Source organism: Priestia filamentosa, assembly GCF_900177535.1.
Lineage (GTDB): Bacteria > Bacillota > Bacilli > Bacillales > Bacillaceae_H > Bacillus_I > Bacillus_I filamentosa.
On record NZ_FXAJ01000023.1, the window covers coordinates 1 to 7563 of the forward strand.

Below are 7563 nucleotides of genomic sequence, written 5' to 3' on the forward strand. Positions count from 1 at the left end.
TTTATTTAAATCTACTGGTCCAGAAATCCCTGCAACACTTCCTTTTTTACTATATTGCCAAGCGAATAGATCTTCTAGTCTCTCATTAATAGGTGTAGAAGCATACCGAGCGTGCCAGTAGGTAAAATCCTTTAATAGTGACTTATCCACATGGTCACGATAAAAATTGCCGAACGAGTACAAGATACACGAACCAATTTCTTTCTCAACGTGTTCCATAAAAGCGCGTGCCGCTTTATTCATTTCAGCATCAGATTTAGTATTGTTTTCCTCCAAATCTAATACAGGCGGCAATGTTAATGGTAGTCCTTTTATATTTTTCACAAACCATTTAGCCTCTGCGACAGCATCATTAACAGAGACAAATTTTGCGAAGTGATAGGCTCCAGCATCAATGCCATTATCATTTGTTCCATTGACATTTTTATCTAAATACTTATCTACAATTGCTGAGCCATCTTCCGACCCCTCTGTGGCTTTAATAAACGCAAAACTAATTCCATCATTTGATACTTTCGACCAATCAATGTCCCCTTGATAGTGCGATATATCAATCCCTTTTCTTTCCATAAAATAACCTCTCCTTTCTTTTTCCTTTCCAGGAGTCACAATCCACATAAGTAGAAAACAGTTTTATAGATACTTACTTGTGTAGGACCCCTAATCTCCTTGATTCAATTGTGAAAGCATCTAATACTTTTTCTATCTCATATGGTTAAATTTAACAATAAGGATGAAACTCTTGTTTAAAATTATTTTTCATAGAGAAAAGTTCTTACGAAATTACAATATGAAAAATAATTAAAATTGATTGTACAAGTGTTGAATTTACTTAAAGGAAGGAACCTAGTTCCTAAGATTAATAAGTTCACTAGTTGTCTTAATTGGAGCTGGTGGTCCCCTCCTAGAGACAGATGTTGGTTGCCTTAATGGCAACCTTTTAGCCTTTAAGGCGATTACGTAAAAATTATAAATTTAGTATTGCAAAACAAAAGACGAATTGCTATTTAAATAGAGAGTGAGAAGAACATTACTTATTTTTTTTAAAAAAACCTTATATACCAAGGGATATAGGATTTTTCATATGTATTGAATTCAAGACAGTTTAGTATTGAATTCAATACATATGAAAATAAAAAAAATCTCCTTAAAAGGAGATTTTTTAACTAAATTAATCTTACTGGGATCTTCTTTAACTCTTTAGAATACCTTCTAAACATAGTTTGCAATGTCTCATTAATATCATCACGATCCCCACACAAGATGATATTTGGATTAATATATATAGCATACATTTTTGCATTAAGTCCGTCTCTTCCAGACTCAAATTTACCCATTATACCTTTTTCGATTAATTGTTTAATAAGTCTATTGGCATTTGTACGACTCATTTTTAAAGCTTCAGCTAGTTCAGTTTGAGTCATAGGAATCTGTTCTTTAGCCTTTATATCTTGAACTAAACAATTAGAACGAAAACCAATAAACCCTAACACCTTATTCAAAAACATGATTTCTTCATTTTTCAAGATATTATTCTGAATTAAATACAACCAGTTCTCTTGAATAATTTGAGCAAATTTAGCCTTATTTTTCACCTTTCGCTCCGGTACTAACTTCATTCCTGCTCCTTGAGCTTTTGCTTGGAGAACATTAGCCTGTTCCATTTCCTCATCAGTCAAAACTTTTGAGCTTTCAATATCTCGTTTTCTAGCATTTTTAGAAGCTGTTGAGGAACCTCTAATGATTGCTTGTTGTCCTCCAGGAAGAGCTTCTAATTCTTCTTTCTTCTTTTGACACTTTGCTTCACGTTCTAATCTCTTTTTCTCAAACAAATCTGACATTAATAATTCCTCCATTTATTGTGGAAGGAATTAAACCCTTATGATAAAATAAATAACATATAATAAGTTTGAAAAGGGTTTAACCCTTCTATAGTTTTTATAGAAAAGCCCTCAAGTTTTAGCGGACTCGGAGGGTTTTTCTATGTCTTCAGGTTCCTTAAATTCCCTTTGGAACCATATATACAGTCTACCATTAATTGCCTTGGGCTTGTACCCTAATCTATCGTTCTATTTCCTGATCTTTTCTTCTTCTACGTACTTTCTTTGACCGTTCCTTTCTTTTTTCTTCCTTGATTTTTAAGAACTCTTCAGCTCCTTGAACTTCCTCTTTATCTCTGAAAAAGTTTTTGATTAACACTTTATCTTTCGCTTTATCTATAAGTTCACTTTTAATAAAACCTATCATTCGTTTCATATCAGGTACTTTCTCTTGATAGACTTGTTTTAATCGTTCTAATGTTTGAAAAAGAAGATGATTCTCTTTCTTTAACCCTTGGTTTTCCTTTTTTAATTCGACGTTTTCGCTTCTTAACGCTCGATTTGTTTCTTCAAGTTCTTCATTTTTCTTCGTTTCTCTTCGTAACTCCCACTTATATTCCTCAGATTCCTTTTTAAACGTCTCTGATGTCTTTGCTAAGGCTTTAATATGCCCGAAGTCTTCCTGCTTCACTAGGACGCGATCTGATTCAAATAGGCCCATCTTCTTTTCTTTCTTTGTCTCCACATCATCTACTTTTTTATGAAAATCCAAAGATGCTTCTAAATCACTTAAACGACTCTTACAATCTTGAATCGTTTCTTCTAACTGTTTACGCTCATATTGGCGTTCTTCGGTTGCTTTCTCAATATTACTCAGCTGTTCTTGAAGTTGTTGCGCTTTAAAACGTTGAGACGTTAAATGTTCTCTGTCTGACCCTTTTTCCCCACGTTCTACCTCAAAGCCTTGTTGTTTCATATGTTTTGGAAACTCATCTTGAATCCATTGAAGCTCTCCACGATTAAATACGTTCTTTCCTTGCAGCTTTCCATCTTTCATCGGCACAATACCTAAATGCATATGAGGGGTATGTTCATCTTGATGGACCATCACATAGGCTACATTTTGTTCCCCATAACGTTGAGAGAACAACGTATAGCTTTCCTGGAAGAAGCGTTCTTGTTCTCCCGATTCCAGGTGAGCAAAGAAGTCATGATCAGATGTGATAAGCAGTTCATTCACAACTACAGCATCTTTTCTTGTTTTTCTTGTCCCTGTTTTTTGGCTCTCTATAATCTCATTTACGTGCTCATTGTAGTTAATGTTCTCTTTATGTAACAGATCGTAATTTAACGGTGTACGTTCTGAATCAATATCGAAGTTTGTCTGACTTTGTCTCTCGCGTTGGTTATGAAACTGTATACCCTTTACATCATGTCGCTTCATTTTCTGCATGCGACAAATGACATAACTCATGGATTCCCTCCTTTTTCATTCCTTCTTTTCGACAAAATTAGTGCCCAAAAAAAGTTTTCGACATTCCCAAAATAATAGAGAAAGAACGACCTTTATTCGGAACACTTCCAAGTAAAGTATAACGCACTATACTTTACTGCGTAAAGGTGCGGTCTGCGACGCTTGTACGGCATAGCCGTATTCATGCTTACGCATGAAAAAGACCTTGGGGTGTCGCCCCCAAACGACGACCGACGGAAGGCCGTTGGATCTCCTTAAAAACTCCCCCAACCCCCTCAAGTTTTGAGGGGGCTCCCTCGCCGGTTGGCAGGAACAAACAAAGTTTGTTCAAGGCCCAGAGGGTTCAAGTACGGCCAGTCTATCAACTCCTTAAATTCTCGACCTCCGGTCTTGCGATTTACCGTTGACAGACGCTTATATTTTTTTCGTTTTCTTAATGAGTTTCGCTACAACATAAAAAAGAGAAGTCCATTGGAGGTGAGACTTCTCTTTTCGGGATAGAACTCAATTGGAAGCGATATATGAGATATCCCTATATCATATGTATTGTTTCATAAATTGCTACCATTTCCTTTATAAAAATAATCTTTAAATCTTCAATTGCAATAGGATATTGCAAGGTTGAAACGGAAAGGTTGCATAGGCTGTGCAACCTTTCCTTTAACATCAATACTACTTCTGACAAAAAAAGCCCTACACGGTCGGACCATGTAGAGCAAAGAAAAGAGTTTCTCATGTCATCTTATTATTCTATGCCACTGCTCTGTTACTGTTAACAGCACCTCTATTCCCTTTTTTCTATGATGATTTTTATTACAACATAAAAGCAGAGAGGTGTTCATCGGACCTCTCTGCTCTGTTGTCTGGTTGTCACAACTTAATTACGATGTCTTAGGAGCTAGCTTTCCTTAGTAGCATGTCTTGTTCTTCAAATGATTATTCTTTCTTATTTGCTTTTGCAAATAAAATTATTTAACACCTTAGAGACTTATCGCCTTCAGGCGGTTTTTTGGCCTTCAGGCTAATGTGTTTTTTCTTACGAAAAAAACACAAGAAAAGAATAGCAATTCCAAAGCCGAATTGCTATTAAACATTTAACAGATTTGGACTTTCTTACTTAGTTAACACACGAAGTCGTTACTATTTTTTCTTGTTCTATTATTTTTTTATCACTAATGTTTAATTTGAATAAAAAGGGCCTCTCCTTCTATCGATGAAGGAGGGCTATGTAGTGTAAAATATGTGAGAAAGTGGGTTACCTTCTCACGTTAAATAGTAAAACTATTTTTATATATTCGCGAAATTTAAACTCTCTTTCCACTCTTATCCATTCCCTAAATTTTACACCACCGTTTTTCCTGTACATTTTATATAAACTTAATTAGTATAATGAGAATTATCGACAATAAAAAGGGGAATAAAGAAGAAACCCAAGAAGGTTTTCCTGATCTTTCTCAAATATAATAAAAAGAGGAACGTTCATATTCGGATAATCTAGTAACCTATATTAAGTGTATGTAAAAATTTTTATTTGTTCATGAGTCTTTGCTTTAAAAGATGAATACTATTTCCTACATAAAGCAAACTACTCAATGTACAATATAGCATCACGCCATGACACCTAATCATGTAATGGAAAAACCTACTGTTTAAAATTCAGTAGGTTTTTCTGTTTTGAACTGTATAAGACATTCATTTCTAGTTCACACAATGAATTTTATAGGTAATAATAACGCAAAATGAGAGACATAAAATATAATCAGGAACTATAAGCCTGATCCTACTTTAAGAAAAAACAATCCACCTCCCACGGATTGTTTTTTCTCTTTTTTATAACCCCTCATATAGTCTCATTTTGTTTTTGGTTAATCTTGATAATTTCTAAGCATATAATTCAATAATGGAATCTTTAAAGATTTCATAAACTTTGAGGAGGTGTAATTGTGAAAACAAGGGGTAATTTAAATGCATTAATTGGTGTCTGGTTTATTATCGCGCCTTGGATTATTGGTTTTTCAGATCAATCAGGAGCTTTGTGGTCAAGCATAATTTTTGGAGTCATTCAGATTATCGGGTCATTATGGGGAACTGACAAACCCGGTTGGAATTCATGGCAAAACTGGATTTCAGTGATTACTGGCGTCTGGTTTGTAATTTTCCCATTTATCTATTCATTAACAAATGGAGAAGTTTGGTCAAGTGTAATTCTTGGTTTAATCACGATTGTATTTAGCTTATGGAACTTAGGTTCTAATTCGAACTCAAAAGCTGTAGCTCAAAAATAAAATGAATAGCATCTCATAGTTTGAGCAAACTACTCAAGATGCAATAGAGCATCGTCCCATAACGTCTATTTTTGTAACGGAAAAACCTACTGGCTTTGTTCAGTAGGTTTTTCTGTTTTGTATATTGTATACCATATACAAAATTAGTTAACATAATACATCTTAGAGGAAGTGGGGAAACTCTAGACCCTTTGGGGGACAAGGACTCTTCCCTTCCTTCTTTTTTTCCAATATGCAGGATTTTATACATCCTTGAGTTAGCAAGGTTTCTTCCATTACTCAACACAAAAAGAGTGCATAAAAACTTTGGGGTTTATGCACCTTCCTTTATTGAATGGTATCAAGTATCTTTTGAGTCAACATTTCTAAATCTCATAACTGCAAAGACTATGTTTGCTAAAATATAGTATATACCCAGTATTGATAGACTATCAGTTACAACAATCAGAAAATCAACGTTTCTTATAAAGAATCCCCAAATTAAACAAGCTAGTAAAAACGTTATTGGAGAGAATAAGAAAATACTTAAAAAAGTTATTCTAAATTTATTACCCATAAACCTCATCCTTTACCACTAACAGGGACTCACCTTTTAGTATCTAGTGTATTCTAGTAATTGGATAGCACTATTTCCAAAATTCCCACCATCTTTTATCCCGGGTAGCAGCTATTAGCTGTTTACTTTCCTGAACTTCACGTAAAACTGTTATTAATTGTTCATCCCTTTTTGCATCCCTTTCTTGTAACATACGTTGTTGTTCTTCCAATCGTTTTACTAACTCAAGGTTAATTTTTTCTAACCGTTCTAAGCGTTCTGACATTGCTACATCTCTGTTTAGTTCAGTCTGTTTAGCCATAACAGCGGTTGCTACGGTATCTTCTGAAATGCTTGATACAGCTAGCTTTACAGCCTGTTCTAGCGTTATGTTCTTTTTATTCATCGCGTTCATTATACGTTGTATCATTGCTACATCTTTCTGATAAAAGATACGTGAGTTATTTACTCCTCGATCAAAAGTATAACCTTGTTCTTCTAATGCAAGACTATATTTTCTTAACGTAGAGGATCCAATTTTTAAAGTACTAGCTACCTCAGAACCAAAGTAAGTTTGTTCCATAACAACACTCCCTTATATATAGGTTGCTATACCTGTTATTCGGTTGCTATAAGCTGTTCTCCTTTTAAATGTTATCATTATGGTAACTATAATCAATGATATTGGATTATGATGGGATAACAAAGTTAAGAGGTGAAACCATATGAAAAAAGCTTTAATAAAAGCATTATAATACCTATTATTAGCTACTGTAATACTAGTTATATTGAATCTTAGAGGAGATATGAATATCACCCCTTATATTATTGCGATAGTTATCTTAACTGTGGCAAAGTTCCTTATTCACTTCCTCATGGAAAGGAATAAAAAAACCGGGAACATATTTAATGCCCCTGTTTTTTAAATTCCTTTTTATAAGACATCACCTTTAGGTGATTTATATTAGCCTTCAGGCTAATATTTTTTCTTACGAAAAAAAGATAAATTTAGTCTTGCCATTCTATCAACGAATTTATAAAAAATAGCCCTTAAAAAAGGGCTATTTGAAAATCTTTTAATAATGATTTGGCATTTGTACAACTCATTTTTATAAACAAGTACTTTAATTAAATAAGAAATAAAGGGATCTTCATCAAAGATCCTTTTTCAGCGCCGATAATATCTCATTATGTTGACTAGATTTGTATAGATAGAAAAGAGATATTAAAGAAAAAGAACAAGTGCTCAATCCAAGTTTGGTAGATATTCAAGAGTTTAAAGAACTTGAAGACTATCGACCAATTTCATCGACAAAAATACTATTTCCTCAGTTAATTTTCAAAGAGATAATAAACATGAGAATTATTTAAACTATAGTCCAATACTGCTCCTAACATCTTTTAACCCATCCTAGTATTAAAAATCTAACACTTAATTTTATTTAAATC

Annotated in this window: 5 protein-coding genes; 1 reads left to right on the top strand and 4 read right to left on the bottom strand. The window is 33.8% G+C overall.

Features of this window, described 5'->3' with window-relative positions; translation table 11 throughout:
• The 3 genes from B9N79_RS25585 to mobV all read right to left on the bottom strand — a co-directional run.
• The coding region (locus B9N79_RS25585; protein WP_205635683.1) for a glycoside hydrolase family 25 protein at window positions 1-618 on the bottom strand (618 nt) is incomplete at its 3' end.
• A 548-nt stretch (window positions 619-1166) separates the two neighbouring features.
• Entirely contained in the window at window positions 1167-1841 is a 675-nt protein-coding gene (locus tag B9N79_RS25590) for a MarR family transcriptional regulator (RefSeq protein ID WP_085119451.1), read from the bottom strand.
• Window positions 1842-2061: 220 nt separating this feature from the next.
• The gene (gene mobV, locus B9N79_RS25595) at window positions 2062-3294 is read right to left on the bottom strand and encodes a MobV family relaxase (protein WP_085119453.1); all 1233 of its coding nucleotides are present in this window, start codon (window positions 3292-3294) and stop codon (window positions 2062-2064) included.
• A 1943-nt stretch (window positions 3295-5237) separates the two neighbouring features.
• Here mobV and B9N79_RS25600 point away from each other — a divergent pair.
• Window positions 5238-5579, top strand: coding sequence for an SPW repeat protein (locus B9N79_RS25600; RefSeq protein ID WP_205635684.1), 342 nt, complete (start codon window positions 5238-5240; stop codon window positions 5577-5579).
• A 626-nt stretch (window positions 5580-6205) separates the two neighbouring features.
• On the opposite strand, the gene B9N79_RS25610 is transcribed toward B9N79_RS25600, so the two are convergent.
• A complete protein-coding gene (locus B9N79_RS25610) occupies window positions 6206-6697 on the bottom strand; it encodes a DUF3967 domain-containing protein (protein ID WP_085119461.1) in 492 nt (163 codons plus the stop codon).
• Window positions 6698-7563: the final 866 nt, after the last annotated feature.

Bases quoted from the DNA above. Each gene is read 5' to 3' on its own strand.
- B9N79_RS25610 (WP_085119461.1), bottom strand. From the start codon at position 6,697: ATGGAACAAACTTACTTTGGTTCTGAGGTAGCTAGTACTTTAAAAATT.
- B9N79_RS25590 (WP_085119451.1), bottom strand. From the start codon at position 1,841: ATGTCAGATTTGTTTGAGAAAAAGAGATTAGAACGTGAAGCAAAGTGT.
- mobV (WP_085119453.1), bottom strand. From the start codon at position 3,294: ATGAGTTATGTCATTTGTCGCATGCAGAAAATGAAGCGACATGATGTA.